At 65.8% G+C, this 13362-nt stretch carries 12 protein-coding genes; 7 read left to right on the forward strand and 5 right to left on the reverse strand.

The features are described from left to right. Both ACREB4_RS15495 and pbpC read left to right on the forward strand, forming a co-directional pair. Window positions 1-4280, forward strand: a 4280-nt coding sequence (locus ACREB4_RS15495; RefSeq protein WP_431589129.1) for an MG2 domain-containing protein, incomplete at its 5' end; no start/stop codon positions are given. Between the two features lie 4 nt (window positions 4281-4284). Further along, window positions 4285-6615 (forward strand): penicillin-binding protein 1C, encoded by a 2331-nt coding sequence (gene pbpC, locus ACREB4_RS15500; RefSeq protein WP_431589130.1) that lies wholly within the window; start codon window positions 4285-4287, stop codon window positions 6613-6615. On the opposite strand, the gene ACREB4_RS15505 is transcribed toward pbpC, so the two are convergent. The 5 genes from ACREB4_RS15505 to ACREB4_RS15525 form a co-directional block, all read right to left on the reverse strand. Further along, on the reverse strand, window positions 6612-7895 hold the full coding sequence (locus ACREB4_RS15505) for an RNA polymerase sigma factor (RefSeq protein WP_431589131.1): 1284 nt from the start codon (window positions 7893-7895) through the stop codon (window positions 6612-6614). The two genes, pbpC and ACREB4_RS15505, sit on opposite strands and share 4 nt — an antisense overlap. After that, on the reverse strand, window positions 7895-8308 hold the full coding sequence (locus tag ACREB4_RS15510; RefSeq protein ID WP_431589132.1) for a VOC family protein: 414 nt from the start codon (window positions 8306-8308) through the stop codon (window positions 7895-7897). Before ACREB4_RS15510 ends, ACREB4_RS15505 begins: the two co-directional genes overlap by 1 nt. After that, window positions 8305-8835, reverse strand: coding sequence for an SRPBCC family protein (locus ACREB4_RS15515; protein WP_431589133.1), 531 nt, complete (start codon window positions 8833-8835; stop codon window positions 8305-8307). Before ACREB4_RS15515 ends, ACREB4_RS15510 begins: the two co-directional genes overlap by 4 nt. 10 nt (window positions 8836-8845) lie before the next feature. After that, entirely contained in the window at window positions 8846-9259 is a 414-nt protein-coding gene (locus ACREB4_RS15520; protein ID WP_431589134.1) for a YciI family protein, read from the reverse strand. 98 nt (window positions 9260-9357) lie between these two features. Continuing rightward, entirely contained in the window at window positions 9358-9714 is a 357-nt protein-coding gene (locus ACREB4_RS15525) for a YciI family protein (RefSeq protein WP_431589135.1), read from the reverse strand. Window positions 9715-9873: 159 nt separating this feature from the next. On the opposite strand from ACREB4_RS15525, the gene ACREB4_RS15530 reads away from it, so the two are divergent. From ACREB4_RS15530 to ACREB4_RS15550, 5 genes are all read left to right on the forward strand, one after another. Next, entirely contained in the window at window positions 9874-10083 is a 210-nt protein-coding gene (locus tag ACREB4_RS15530) for a hypothetical protein (protein ID WP_431589136.1), read from the forward strand. Window positions 10084-10304: 221 nt separating this feature from the next. Continuing rightward, a complete protein-coding gene (locus ACREB4_RS15535) occupies window positions 10305-10397 on the forward strand; it encodes a hypothetical protein (protein ID WP_431589137.1) in 93 nt (30 codons plus the stop codon). Between the two features lie 51 nt (window positions 10398-10448). Next, window positions 10449-11039, forward strand: coding sequence for a TetR/AcrR family transcriptional regulator (locus tag ACREB4_RS15540; RefSeq protein WP_431589138.1), 591 nt, complete (start codon window positions 10449-10451; stop codon window positions 11037-11039). 89 nt (window positions 11040-11128) lie between these two features. Continuing rightward, window positions 11129-11836 (forward strand): SDR family oxidoreductase, encoded by a 708-nt coding sequence (locus tag ACREB4_RS15545; RefSeq protein ID WP_431589139.1) that lies wholly within the window; start codon window positions 11129-11131, stop codon window positions 11834-11836. 25 nt (window positions 11837-11861) lie between these two features. Next, window positions 11862-13286, forward strand: a complete 1425-nt coding sequence (locus ACREB4_RS15550) for an MFS transporter (RefSeq protein WP_431589140.1) — start codon at window positions 11862-11864, stop codon at window positions 13284-13286. Window positions 13287-13362: the final 76 nt, after the last annotated feature.

A 13362-nucleotide genomic window follows, 5' to 3' on the forward strand; every position in this document is an offset into this window, starting at 1 on the left:
TGGCGCAGGTGCAGATCTCGGATTGCCTGGGCGAGCCGGTGTGGTCGGGCCGCACCGACAAGCAGGGCTTGGTCATGGTCAAGCAGGAACTGCCTCGCCTGAGCTGGGACCACTGCCAGCGCGGTTCGCGCAACGAGAACGAAACCGGGTACTTCGTCAGCGCCCGCAAGCTTGATGCGCAGGGCCGGGCCGACATGGCCTTCGTGTGGTCGACCTGGAACCAGGGCATCGAGTCTTGGCGCTTCCACGTGGACACGAATTTCTCGGACACGCCCACGTCCACCCTTTTCCACTCGGTGCTGGACCGCACCTTGCTGCGCGCCGGTCAAACCGTGTCGATGCAGCACCACGCGCGGCTTGAAAAGCTGACAGGCCTGGGCCTGGTCGACCCGCGCGACTTGCCGCCCACGCTGACCATCGTGCACGAAGGCACGGGCCAGGAGTTCTCGCAAGCCTTGAACTGGCGCGGCCGCCATGCCGAGTCGACCTTTGCCATCCCGGAGGACGCCAAGCTGGGCGTCTACAACCTCCAGTTGGTCAGTGCGGGCCAACGCGTGACCACGGGCAGCTTCCGCGTCGAGGAGTTCCGCTTGCCGGTGATGACGGGGCGCATCATCCCGCCCAAGACGGCGCTGATCCAGCCCAAGGACGTGAGCCTGGGCCTGCAGATCAACCACGGCAATGGTGGTGGTGCAGCGGGCTTGCCCGTGCGTGTGTCGGCGCAGTGGCGCGATGCGCAACTGGAATCGGCCTTGCGCACGGAGCGCTACCCGGGCTTCCGTTTCAGCCCGCCGCGCGAGCCGCGTGATCCCAATGCCAAGTCCTTCTTCTCGGAAGATTATGTGGACGAGGGTGACGAGGAATCGTCTGTCTACACGCGCGAGGAGCGCGCCAAGCTGGTGGCCGACAAGCTGCCCGTGACGCTGGACAAGAACGGCGCCGGCCATGTGCTGCTGCCCAAGCTGCCGGCCACCAAGGTGCCGCGCGAGATGCTGGTGCAGGCCACCTACGCCGACCCGAATGGCGAGGTGCAGACCTTGAGCCAGACCGTGCCCGTGTGGCCCGCCGGGCTGGTGCTGGGCGTGCGCACCGAGGAATGGGTGTCGGTCAAGCAAAAGGTGGCCACGCAGGTGGTGGTGCTGGACACCAGTGGCCAGCCCAAGGCGGGCGTGAGCGTCAGCGTGCGCGCCGTGGCGCACCGCACCAACTCCACCCGCAAGCGATTGGTCGGTGGCTTCTACGCTTACGACAACCAGAATGCCGACGAGGACCTGGGCCAGGTGTGCAGCGGCACCAGCGATGCGCGCGGACTGGTGCTGTGCGAAGGCACGCTGAAGTCTGCTGGCGAGATCGAGCTGATCGCGCAGGCCAATGACGCGGCCGGCAACACCGCGCGCTCGGCCGCTTCGGTGTGGGTGACGCGCCAGGGCGAACTCTGGTTCGGTGGTGACAACCAGGACCGCATGGACGTGATCCCCGAGCAGCGCAGCTACGAGCCGGGCCAGACGGCCAGGTTCCAGGTGCGCAGCCCCTTCCGCCATGCCACCGCGCTGGTCGCCATCGAGCGCAACGGCATCCTCGAAACACGCACGGTCGAACTGAACGGCAAGGACCCGACCATCTCGCTGGAAGTGAAGGCGGAGTGGGGCCCCAATGTGTTCGTGTCGGTGCTGGCCGTGCGTGGCCGTGTGCACGATGTGCCCTGGTACAGCTTCTTCACTTGGGGCTGGCGTTCGCCCACCGAATGGTGGAAGGCCTTCAACGACGATGGCCGTGACTACCAGGCGCCGACCGCGATGGTCGACCTGTCCAAGCCCGCTTTCAAATACGGCATCGCCGAGATCGAGGTGGGCACAGCGGGGCACCGCTTGAAGGTGGAGGTTCAGCCCGACAAGGCGCGTTACCCGATCCGCGCGACCAGCCAGGTGCGCGTGAAAGTCAGCCTGCCGAATGGCCAACCCGTGCCCGCCGGCACCGAAGTGGCCTTGGCCGCCGTGGACGAAGCCTTGCTGGAACTCAGCCCCAACGACAGCTGGGACCTGTTGGGTGCCATGGTGCGCCACCGTGGCTATGGCGTGGAGACCGCCACCGCGCAGATGCAGATCATCGGCAAGCGCCACTTCGGCAAGAAGGCCGCGCCACCGGGGGGCGGGGGCGGGCAGTTCCCCACGCGTGAACTGTTCGACACCTTGCTGTTGTGGAACCCGCGCGTGGTGCTCGATGCCAAGGGTGAGGCGATCGTCAAGGTGCCCCTGAACGATTCGCTCACGTCCTTCCGCATCGTCGTCATCGCGGATGCAGTGCAGGGCGCCAACGCGGGTTTGTTCGGCACAGGGCGCGCCAGCATCGCCGCCACGCAAGACCTGCAGATCTTGTCGGGCGTGCCGCCCCTGGTGCGGGAGGGTGACCGCTACCGCGCCATGTTCACCTTGCGCAACACGACGGCACAGGCCATGCAGGTTTCGTTCACGGCGCAGGTCGGCCCCGAAACCTTAACGCCGCAGCGCGTCAGCATCGAACCGAATGCCGCCGCCGAAGCTGGCTGGGACGTGACCGTGCCCTTCAATGTCAAGCAGCAGGAATGGACGGTGTCGGCCGAGTCAGGCCCCGTGCGCGACCGCATGAAGGTCACTCAAAAGGTGGCCGAAGCCGTGCCCGTGACCGTGCAGCAAGCCACCTTGATGCAACTGGACAAGGGCAGCGTCAGCATCCCCATTGGCATGCCCGCCACGGCCCTGGCCGACGCGCAAGGTGTGCCACGCGGCGGCATCGAAGTCGCCTTCAAGCCCAAGTTGTCCGATGGCCTGCCGGGTGTGCGCGATTTCTTCGAGCGCTACCTGTGGGACTGCCTGGAGCAACGCGCCTCCATCGCCATCGGCCTGCGCGATGTGGACGCCTGGCGCAGCCTGGCCCAGCGCATCCCGTTGTACCTGGACGACGACGGCCTGGCGCATTACTTCCCGCCTTCGGCCAGCGCCGGCCGCACGGGCAGCGACAGCCTCACAGCCTACCTGCTGGCCATCAGCGATGAGGCCAGCAAGCTGGGTTACGACTTCAGCTTGCCCGACGACACCCGCCTTCGCATGGAGCGTGGCTTGGCGGCGTTCGTGGAAGGCCGCATCAAGCGCGACTTCTGGACGCCGGCCTTTCTGAAGAACGGCGACCTGGACGTGCGCAAGCTGGCCGCCATCGAGGCCCTGTCACGCACCGGCAAGGCGCAAGCGCGCATGCTGGACTCGGTGCAGATCCTGCCCAACCAGTGGCCCACCAGCGCCGTCATCGATTGGCTGTCCATCCTCGACCGTGTGAAGGACATCCCCGAGCGCGACAAGCGCATGGCGGAGGCTGAGCAGATCTTGCGCGCACGGTTGAATGTGCAAGGCACACGACTTGGTTTTTCCACAGAGCGCGACGACAGCTGGTGGTGGCTGATGGCCAATGGCGACGTCAACAGCGTGCGCATGATCCTGGCGACCTTGCCCAAGCCTGCCTGGAAAGACGACATGCCGCGCCTGGTCACCGGCACCTTGCAACGCCAGCAGCGTGGCCGTTGGTCGACCACCGTGTCGAACGCCTGGGGCTCGGTCGCCATCGAGGCGTTCTCGAAACGTTTCGAGCGCGATCCGGTCACGGGCACTTCGAAGGTCGGCTTCGAGCCTGGCCCGGCGCCGCAAAGCTTCTCGTGGAACCAGTCGCCCAACGGCGGCAAGGTGGCGCTGGGCTGGCCCAAGGCCGTGGCCAGCAGCGCGTCAAACCCTGCAGGCAGCAACGTCAAGGTCACGCACGAAGGCACCGGCAAGCCCTGGCTCACTTTCACCAGCAAGGCCGCCATCCGCGTGACCACGCCTTTCAGCAGCGGTTACCGCATCACCAAGACCATCACGCCCGTGGAGCAAAAGGTGAAGGGCCAGTACAGCCGGGGCGACGTGCTGCGCGTGCACCTGGAGATCGACGCGCAGGCCGACATGACCTGGGTGGTGGTCAACGACCCCATCCCCGGCGGCTCGACCTTGCTGGGCTCGGGCCTGGGCCGCGACGATGCCATGGCCACCACCGACGAGCGGCAGGACAGCCGTGGCTGGCTGGCCTACCAGGAGCGCAGCTTCGAGGCCTTTCGCTCCTACTACCGCTACCTGCCCAAGGGCCCGCTGGTGCTGGAATACACCGTGCGCCTCAACAATCCGGGCACCTTCGGCCTGCCGCAGACGCGGGTCGAGGCCATGTACGCGCCCGAGATGTTTGGCGAGTTCCCCAACGCGCCCGTGGCGGTGGTGCCCTGACGCCATGACGAGCACCTGGCGTTCACGGATGGTGCTGTCGGCTGGGGCCATGGCCTGCACGGCCGCATTCGCCTTGCCCAGCTTCGAGCAGGTCAAGGCGCAGTACCGCTCGTCGGACGCCGTGCTGCTGGACCGCCATGGCGTGACTGTGCAGCAACTGCGCGCCGACACCCGTGCGCGCCGCGCCGACTGGGTGCCCTTGACGCAGGTGTCGCCCGCCTTCCGCCAGGCCTTGCTGTTCTCGGAAGACAAACGCTTCTACGAACACGGTGGCGTGGACTGGTCTTCGGTCGGTGCTGCGGCGTGGGCGAACTTGTGGAACACGCGCACGCGCGGCGCCTCGACCGTGACCATGCAGCTGGCCGGCCTGCTGGACGATGACCTGGTCACGCGCGGTGGCCGCTCGGTGGTTGCGAAGGTCGGACAGGTGCGCACCGCCTGGCAGCTGGAACGCCAATGGCGCAAGGACCAGATCCTGGAGGCTTACGTCAACCTCGTGGCTTTCAAAGGCGAGCTGGTCGGCATTGGTGCCATGTCGGCCAGGCTGTTCCAGAAATACCCCAGCGGCCTGAACGCGCAAGAAGCTGCCATCGCCGCTGCCCTGGTGCGCGCCCCCAACGCCAAGCCCGTGGCCGTGGCCAGCCGCGCCTGCGGCATCCTCACCGTGCAAGGCCGCGCCAAAGAATGTGTTTTCCTGTCCACCTACACGGCGCAAGTGCTGGCCAGCCGGCCCACCGACCGGCTGGATGCCGACCTGCAGATCGCGCCGCACCTGGCCCGCCGCTTGTTGGCGCCGAACGGGCCTGCCAAATCCAGCCAGCCCATCACCATCAAAAGCACCCTCGACGCCAAGCTGCAGCGCTTCACCCGCGACACCCTGCGCCAGCACCTGGCCGAACTGCGTGGCCGCCATGTCGAAGACGGCGCCGTCATCGTCATCGACAATGACTCGGGCGACGTGTTGGCCTGGGTCGGCTCCAGCGGCGGCGGCTTGTCGCAAGCGGCCGAGGTCGATGGCGTCATGGCCTTGCGCCAAGCCGGCTCGACACTCAAGCCTTTTCTGTACGAGATGGCCCTGGAGCAACGCTGGATGACGGCCGCCTCCATCCTGCACGACTCGCCGGTGGACTTGTCCACGCCCGGCGGCCTCTACATCCCGCAGAACTACGATCGGCATTTCAAAGGCCCGGTGTCGGTGCGCACCGCGCTGGCCGCGTCGCTCAACGTGCCGGCCGTGCGCACCCTGGTCATGGTCACGCCCGAACGTTTTGCGCAACGCCTCAAAGCACTGGGCTTGCCGCTCAAGCGCAATGGTGACTACTATGGCTACAGCCTGGCCCTGGGCTCGGCCGAAGTCACGCTGGCGGACCTGGGCAACGCCTACCGTGCTCTGGCCAATGGCGGCGTGCACACACCCTTGCGGTTGAAAGCCACCGACCCACGCGGCAACCCGCGAACGGTGATGGACCCCGGCGCCAGCTTCATCGTCAGCGATATCCTGGCCGACCGCGAAGCCCGCGTGCCCACCTTCGGCCTGGACAACGCCTTGGCCGCGCGTTACTGGGTGGCCGCCAAGACCGGTACCAGCAAGGACATGCGCGACAACTGGTGCATGGGTTTCTCCAAACGCTACACCGTCGGCGTCTGGGTGGGCAATGCCAGTGGCGAACCGATGTGGGATGTCTCGGGCGTGAGCGGCGCGGCCCCGGTGTGGCGGGCGGTGATGGATGAACTTCAGAAGGGCGCGCGCGATTTGCCGTCATTCCCAGCCAGCCATCCTGCCAATGTGGCCCTCACGCCCGTGACCTTTGAGCGGCAACTGGAACCTGCGCGCCAGGAATGGTTCCTGGCCGGCACCGAGCAAAGCCGCATCGAACTGGCCAGCCTGGCGGGGGTGGCCCGCTCGCTCATCACCGCGCCGGCCGACGGCACCACGGTGGCTCTCGACCCCGACATCCCGCCTGGTTCCCAGAAGCTGGTCTTGAGCGTGGCCCCGGGCGTGTCGCCGCGCTGGAGCTGGCGCCTGGACGGCAAACGCCTGGGGCCGGCAAAGTCCATGCGCTGGCCGATGTGGCCAGGCCGGCACCACCTGGCGCTGGTCGACCCGCAAGGCCAGACCATGGCCGAAGTGAGGTTCGAGGTGCGCGGGGCGGGCGTCAAGCCGGCGCGGCCGCCATCGCCAACCGGCAAGCGATTGCTGTTGCTGAGCTCGCGCGGGGACCATGGCCATGGCGAAGGCGGACGCCTGGCCCAGGCCAATCACGTGGGGTCGGCGGTGCGCGCTGCCTTTGCCGACAGGGCGCAGGCCTTGGCGAACGGCCAGGGGCCGGTTTAAGCCAGCCCCCGGGCCCTTTCCAGCAGAAGTTCTCGCTCGCGTGCATTGCCGGCCAGTTCGGCCGCGCGCTGGAACTCGGTGCGGGCTTCGTCCATCCGGCCCAGTTTGGCCAGCAGATCACCGCGCACGCTGGGCAACCACTGATAGCCTTGCAGCGAGGGCACCTGGCGCAACTCGTCCACGATCTGCAGCCCAGCCGCGGGCCCGAAGGCCATGCCCACCGCCACGGCCCGGTTCAGCTCGACCACGGGGGAGGGCATGGCTTGAGCCAGGGCGTCGTACAGGGCAGCGATGCGCGCCCAATCGGTTTCCCCGCCCGTGCGGGCCCGGCCGTGGCAAGCCGCGATCGAGGCCTGCAGGGCATAGGGGCCCAGCGCTTGGCCGGTTGATTGGGCCAGCGCTTCGGCGCGGCCCAGTGCCGTCAGCCCGCGCCGGATCAACAGGTGATCCCAGCGGGCGCGGTCCTGGTCCAGCAGCAGGACGGGCTTGCCAGCGGCATCGACCCGCGCGGCGGCCCGGGACGCTTGCAACTCCATCAAGGCGATCAAGCCATGTGCTTCGGCTTCCTGGGGGGCCAGCTCGGCCAGCATGCGGCCCAGCCGCAAGGCTTCATCGCACAGGGCAGGGCGCATCCAGTCTTCGCCGCTGGTGGCGGTGTAGCCCTCGTTGAAGATCAGGTAGACCACCTCCAGCACCGAAGCCAGGCGCTGGGCCAGTTCCTCCCCGCGCGGCACCTCGAAAGGCACCTTGGCCGCTGTCAGGGTGCGCTTGGCACGCACGATGCGCTGGGCGATCGTGGTCTCGGAAGCCAGGAAGGCGCGGGCGATTTCCTCGGTGGTCAGCCCACCCAGCAACTTCAGGGTCAAGGCCGCACGCGCCTCCGTCGACAGCAGAGGATGGCAAGCGGTGAAGATCAACCTCAAAAGGTCGTCGCCGATCTCGTCGGACCGAGCGGCGTCAAGTGCATCGACGAAATCGGGCACGATCAAGGCCTCCTGCGCTTCGAGGTCGTGGCCCAGCTCCTGCAGCTTGCCCTCGATCATCTTGGCGCGTCGCAGGCGGTCCAGGGCGCGGTTCTTCGCCGTGGTCATGAGCCAGGCCCCAGGGTTGTCCGGCACGCCGGTCCCAGGCCATTGCTCCAGGGCGGTGACCAGTGCGTCCTGCGCCAATTCCTCGGCCACGCCAATGTCGCGCACCATGCGTGCGACGCCCGCGATGATCTTGGCCGATTCGATGCGCCAAACGGCCTCGATGGCATGGTGCGTCGTGGTCAGCGCCATCAGAACTGGGGCGGCGCGGCGCTCAGGTCCATGTGCATCACCTCCCAGAGGTGGCCGTCCAGGTCTTCGAAGCCGTGTTCGTACATGAAGCCGTGGTCCTTCGCCTCCTTGGACGCCTTGCCACCGGCGGCGATGGCCTTGGCCACGAAGGCGTCGACCTCGGCCCGGCTGTCGCAGGACAGGCACATCAGGACCTCGGTGCTTTGACGGGCATCGACCAGGGTCTTCTTGATGAAGGTCTTGAAGAAATCCTCGACCAGCAGCATCACGTAGCTGTGGTCTTCCGAGATGACCATGCAGGCGGCCTGTTCGTTGGTGAACTGCTGGTTGAAGCTGAAACCCAGGTGGCTGAAAAACGCCTTGGTCTTGTCCAAGTCACGGACAGGCAAGTTGACGAAGATTTGTCGGCTCATGGTGTGGGCTCCGCTTTGGTTTTCAGGTTGGCAAGGCCGGTCTCGAAGTCCCGGCCGATCATGTGGTCCATGTCGATGAAGAGGCCCACCAGCTTGTACATGAAGGGCGCGGCGCCCTGCATGGCCCAGGTCACCTGGGTGCCCTCGGCGCTTGGCGCGAGCCTGAACTCGACCTGGTTGTGGCCTTCGAAGGGCTCGATCATGTCCAGCCGCATCGACACCTTGTCGGCGGCGGACGCCGTGATCTCGATGCTGCCCTTGCCGACGTCCTTGTTGCCCTCGAAGTCGTAGTGCGCGCCGGGGCCCGACACCGGCCCGCGGTAGAAGCCCTTGATGTTGGGGTCCTTCAGGTTGTAGGGGTTCCAGGTGTTGAACTGGTGCAGGTCGTTGATCAAGGCGTGCAGCTTGTTGCTGGACGTTTTGATGCTGGCGCTGCGCTGAACCGTGAAAGTGTCGGGTTGGGTGGCAGCATAAGACAGCAGCGCCGCCAGCCCCACACCCGCCACGATGAGAATGGTCTTGACCATGTCGGGCTCCTCAGTGCTTGATGCTCAGTTCGCGAAAACGGTCGACGGCGTCCCCGGGCTTGAAGTCGTCCAGTTCATACAACTGGCGCACTTCGACCTCGGCCGCTTCGCCTTCGCCCATGGGTGCAGGGAAACGCTGAGTCCACGCCAGCGCTTCTTCGCGCGAACGGACCTGGATGAGGGTGTAGCCGGCCACCAGTTCCTTGCTTTCGGTGAAGGGGCCATCCACCACCGTGCGTTGGCCGTCCGCGCCATGGCGGATGCGCCAGCCCTTGGCGGTGGGTTGCAGCCCGGAAGCGTCCAGCAGCACGCCGGCCTTGGCCAGTTGTTCGTGAAAATCCGCCATCGAGGCGATGAGCGCTTCTTCGGGCATGACCCCAGCCTCTGATTTCGGCGACGCTTTGACAATGATCATGAATCGCATGACGTGCTCCTGTTGTAGATGGGCCTGGCACAAGGCCTTCATCAACACGACGAAGCAAACGGCGCGGTTTCGACACGCGGCTCAAAAAAAGTCGGTGCTCAGGTCTCGTAGCAAGGCGCGACGGCGCGCACTTCCACCGTGCACCACTCGGCGGCTGGGCACTGCTGGGCAATGGCCAGCGCCTCGTCCCGCGTCTGGCAGGACAGCAGGAAGAAGCCGCCGATCATTTCCTTGGCCTCGGCGAAAGGACCATCGATGATGCGTTTCTGTCCACCACGCACCTCCACCCTCGCAGCATGGTGCTGCGACTGCAGGGATTCGCTGGCCAGCAGCAGCCCGCGCTCTTTGAGGTCGGCCCCGAAACGCACCATGCTGGCATAAGCCTCGCGACCTTCCGCGTCTGTGCGGGCGAGCCTTTGGTCGACAGGCTCCACGATCAGCAACATGTAAGACATTTTGACGTTCCCATTCCATTCGTGCCGACTCCCTGGTGGCCGACGCCCGACGATGATATCGCCCGCACCCCGGTGAGGCCTTGCCTTGACGCTGGCCCAGGAATGCCCGACAAGGAAAAGGCACGTCCACCCTGTTCACTGACCAGCTAGGAGACAGACATGACCATCGGATCCGGAATACACGTCAACGTGAGGGACCTGGCCGGGCCCCAGTGTGTGGAGCGCCTGACCCAGGCCATCCAGAAGCTGGACCCGACCGCCCTCGTGCAGTTCGACCTCCAGCAAGGCTTTGTCGATGTGGTGACCACCCAGCCCGAGAAGGCGGTGTTCATGGCCATCGAAGAACAAGGCTTCCACCCCCGCATGTGAAGCCGAGGATGGCATGAAATTTACCCGGGTGTAATTGATGGTGCAAATTTAATCCGGGTAATATTAATGCATGGAACACACCTCAAACACCACGGCCACGGCCTTTTTGGGCCAGCGCCTGTTGGCCTCTGGCTTGGCCTGCGGCAGTCCCGGGAAGTTGCTTACCGGGCGATGTCGGCCCTGGCTGGCAATCTGCCCCAGTTTGAAGAGCCAGCCGAGCATTGTTCGCTGGCGACACCGCCCGCTTGTCCGAGTTGGCACTGGCCTGCCCCGAAGACATCCGCGCTTACGTCGAGCGTCTGGCCGGGCATTAAGGAGATGTCATTAATATGATGGTCATCATAAAATTGTGTTAGCATGAAACCATGGACGCCAAACCAAGCCCAAGCCGCCGCGAGATCACGCACGACCGCATCGTCGAAACCGCCGCGCGGGCCATCCGCCGTGCGGGTTACCAGGGCGTGGGCGTGGCCGATATCATGAAAGAAGCCGGCCTGACGCATGGGGGCTTTTACGCCCATTTCGCTTCTCGGGATGCCTTGCTGGTTGAGGCCATTGAACGTGCCGGGCAGGACGGATCCGCCGTCATCGCGCAGCGCATGGTCGAACGCCAGGCCAAAGGTGCGAGCGAGTTCCGGGCCTTGGTCGAGTCCTATTTGTCGGACGTCCACCTGGCCAGCACAGAACACGGTTGTCCCGTGGCCGCCTTGTGTTCCGAAATGCCGCGCCAGGCGCCCGAGGTGCGCGAGGCCTCCGCCAAGCGGGTGCAAGGCATGGTCAAACTCGTGAAGAAGGCCTTGCCCGCCAGCACGTCCGCCGACATGGCCCCGGTCATTGCCAGCACCATGGTGGGCGCCCTGCAACTGGCGCGCGCCTTGGGCGACAACGCGCAAGGCAAAGCCCTGTTGAAGGCCAATCGCCAGAGCCTGCTTTCTCAGTACGACCAGACCGGCTGATTCATCACCAGACTCGCCATCCGGAACGATGGCTTTTTTTTACCTTAAAAATATGATGATCATCATATAAATACCGTAAAGGACATGACATGAAGCTCGACAACGCAGTGGTTTTCATCACGGGTGCCAACCGGGGCCTGGGGCTGGCCTTTGCCAAGGCGGCGCTGGCCCGAGGCGCGCGCAAGGTTTATGCGGCGGCGCGCGATCCAGCCTCCGTCACTTTGCCGGGTGTCATCCCTGTGAAGTTGGACGTCACCGACCCCGACGACGTGGCCCGCGTGGCGGCTGAATGCGCGGATGTCACGCTGCTGGTCAACAACGCCGGCATTGCCAACACGGGCGGTTTTCTGGCGCCCGACGGCTTGGCTTCGACGCGAGCGCACCTGGAAACCAACTTCTTCGGCCCCTTGATGCTCAGCCAGGCCTTCGCGGGGGCCTTGGCGGCCAATGGGGGTGGCGGCATCGTGAACGTGTTGTCCGTGGTGAGCTGGATCAACTCGCCATTGCTGGGCGTGTACAGCGCGAGCAAGACGGCCGCCTGGGGCCTGACCAATGGCCTTCGCCACGAACTGCGCGAACAAAAGACCCAGGTTCTGGGCCTGCACGTGGGGTTCATCGACACGGACATGACCCGCGGTTTCGAGGCGCCCAAAACCCCGCCCGAGGTGGTCGTGGCGCGCACACTGGATGCCCTGGAAGCCGGTGACGAAGAGGTCAGGGCGGACGAGTTCACCGAGCAGGTCAAGCAAGGGCTGTCGGCCGAGCCAGGCATCTACCTGCTCGCGCCCGGTTTCTGAGCACGGCCTTTTCAGGAGAGACGCCATGCGCGCAGCCAGCCATCCCGACCTCAACGTGGTGCCGTCACACCCACCCACGCCAGCGGCCTCGCCTTGGCCTGTCTTCTGGATCGCCAGCGTGGCGGTGTTCCTGGTGTCGCTGGACAGCACGATGCTGTTCGCGGCCTTCGGCGCCTTGCGGGCCGCCTTCCCGCAGGCGTCCGCCGCCGAAATGTCGTGGGTGCTCAACGCCTACACGGTGGTCTACGCCGCCATGCTGATCCCGGCGGGTGGGCTGGCCGATGCCCACGGGCGCAAGCGCGTGTTCATGTTCGGGGTGATGCTGTTCCTCGCCGCCTCGGCGGCCTGTGGCCTGGCCGGCAGCGTGGGCTGGTTGATCGCCGCTCGGGTGCTGCAAGCCCTCGGTGCAGCCTTGCTGACGCCCGCGTCCTTGTCGATCGTGCTGGCCGCGTTTCCGCAGGACAAGCGCGCTGTGGCCATCAGCCTGTGGGGCGCGGTGGGCGCCCTGGCGGCGGCCGTGGGCCCCAGCCTTGGCTCTTTCGTGGTGGACTCGGTGGGCTGGCAGTGGGCTTTCTACTTGAACCTGCCGCTGGGGGCGATCGCCTTGTGGCGTGGCGCTGCCCGGCTCAGCGAGTCCGCGCGTTCGGACGTGCGTCGGCGCGTGGACACCGTGGGGGTGGGCTTGCTGATCCTGGCCGTGGGCACCATCGCCTTGAGCATCGTTCAGATCGATTCGCCCACCTGGCATCAGACCGACCTGCTGGTGACCTTCGCCACGGGCGTGATCGCCTTCGTGGGCTTCATCGCCTGGGCGCGCTTCACGCCGGCGCCGCTGGTGGACCTGGGCCTGTTCCGGCACCGCACTTACAGCTGCGTGAACCTGGCCACGCTGGCTTTCGGCATCGCCTTCTCGATGATGTTCTTCGCTTTCTTTTTCTACATGACCGGGGTGTGGCATTACACCTTGCCGCGTGCTGGCCTGGCGATCACGCCAGGGCCTTTGTTGGTGATGCCCGTGGCGATCATCACGGGGCGGCTTGCGGGGCGCCTGGGACACCGGCCTTTCCTGGTCGGCGGCGGCCTGGTCTACGCGGCCAGCGGCCTGTGGTTCTTGCTGGTGCCGGGCGCCGAGGTGAATTACCTGCGCGACTGGCTGCCTGGCCTGCTGCTCAGTGGCATCGGTGTGGGCATGGTGCTGCCATCCCTGTCAGCGGCGGCGGTCAACAAGCTGCCGGCCCAACATTACGCCGTGGGCAGCGCGGTGAACCAGGCAACCCGGCAGATCGGTTCGGTGCTGGGGGTGGCCATCACCGTGGTGCTGATCGGGCATGGGGGCATCCAGCATGCCGATTTCAAGCCGGTCTACCTGGTCCACGTGACGCTGGCGCTTTTGACGTCGGCCTTGTGCTGGCCCGTGGATACCCGGCCCACCGCGGCGCCCAAAGCCTGAGGATCTTCAAAACCCCCTGTTCGAGGGGGTGCTCGGCTGTTGTTTCCGGATAAACCAGGTCTGATAGTCTCCCGGC

This window comes from Aquabacterium sp. (assembly GCF_050725395.1).
Taxonomy (GTDB): domain Bacteria; phylum Pseudomonadota; class Gammaproteobacteria; order Burkholderiales; family Burkholderiaceae_C; genus Aquabacterium.

Coding starts and splice junctions, on each gene's coding strand:
- pbpC (WP_431589130.1), top strand. CDS start 4,285: ATGACGAGCACCTGGCGTTCACGGATGGTGCTGTCGGCTGGGGCCATG.
- ACREB4_RS15505 (WP_431589131.1), bottom strand. CDS start 7,895: ATGGCGCTGACCACGACGCACCATGCCATCGAGGCCGTTTGGCGCATC.
- ACREB4_RS15510 (WP_431589132.1), bottom strand. CDS start 8,308: ATGAGCCGACAAATCTTCGTCAACTTGCCTGTCCGTGACTTGGACAAG.
- ACREB4_RS15515 (WP_431589133.1), bottom strand. CDS start 8,835: ATGGTCAAGACCATTCTCATCGTGGCGGGTGTGGGGCTGGCGGCGCTG.
- ACREB4_RS15520 (WP_431589134.1), bottom strand. CDS start 9,259: ATGCGATTCATGATCATTGTCAAAGCGTCGCCGAAATCAGAGGCTGGG.
- ACREB4_RS15525 (WP_431589135.1), bottom strand. CDS start 9,714: ATGTCTTACATGTTGCTGATCGTGGAGCCTGTCGACCAAAGGCTCGCC.
- ACREB4_RS15530 (WP_431589136.1), top strand. CDS start 9,874: ATGACCATCGGATCCGGAATACACGTCAACGTGAGGGACCTGGCCGGG.
- ACREB4_RS15540 (WP_431589138.1), top strand. CDS start 10,449: ATGGACGCCAAACCAAGCCCAAGCCGCCGCGAGATCACGCACGACCGC.
- ACREB4_RS15545 (WP_431589139.1), top strand. CDS start 11,129: ATGAAGCTCGACAACGCAGTGGTTTTCATCACGGGTGCCAACCGGGGC.
- ACREB4_RS15550 (WP_431589140.1), top strand. CDS start 11,862: ATGCGCGCAGCCAGCCATCCCGACCTCAACGTGGTGCCGTCACACCCA.